2 pseudogenes are annotated in these 756 nt (G+C 38.9%); one reads left to right on the top strand and one right to left on the bottom strand.

Annotated elements, in window-relative coordinates:
* A pseudogene (locus KIV40_RS30870) lies at positions 1 to 228 on the bottom strand (sensor domain-containing diguanylate cyclase); the annotation flags it as partial.
* Between the two features lie 313 nt (positions 229 to 541).
* Between KIV40_RS30870 and KIV40_RS30865 the strand changes: the two are divergent.
* Positions 542 to 756 (top strand): annotated as a pseudogene (locus KIV40_RS30865) (DUF3541 domain-containing protein); the annotation flags it as partial.

Genomic DNA, 756 nt, shown 5'->3' with positions numbered 1-756 from the left:
AATGGCGACTTGTGTCGACATACCATTAAGCAGATACATGTCAGTGACAATTACCGCCTCAATGCGAGAGCGAACAATCGACAGCTGTTTTTGTGCCTCTGAAAAGGCTTCATTTTTTAAGAAAGCTATCTGTTTTTGGTGGAAAATCTCAACCGCACTTATCGTCGTTAGCAAAAATAAACAAGACAATATCCTGGCAGACCACTGCTTGCTTGAACGATTCGTCATACTTCGTTCCCCCTGCTCTGTCTATTTTTGTATGTTTATCGCCCTAAAATAAGGCTAAATAAACATCAATCACTACTTTTTGCTCTCGTTTATCTCATAGTATGCAGCTAACAGGCCAAAAATCTATAACTTGTAAAATCCACATGTGAATAGTGAGCTTTTCATCACCAATGAACATTTATAGAAGTTATCACTTTGCTGTAAGTTGTTTATGTGAGCTATAAAATAACAACAAGCTGACCAAACACTTACATTGTGAGTATGGCTCAATGCTATTTTCTTTTACTCTCTTTCTTAGTTCGGTACCTTTGATATGAAGCTAAAAACAATAACACTCTGTATTTTGCTATCGACAACCGCTGTCACAGGCGCTTACGCCGAGCAAAATGCAACCTTAGAAAATGCCAATCAAAGCGAATCTAGCGCTTCGCAGCAACTCAACGCTTCGAAAAACCTTAACGCCTCTAACCAACAAGAAAGCTTCAAAGCCTCTGCAGACATCATAAGAAATACCTACGAAAGTCAACT

Source organism: Vibrio sp. D173a, from assembly GCF_030248475.1.
This window is presented reverse-complemented; position numbering and strand designations above follow the sequence as displayed.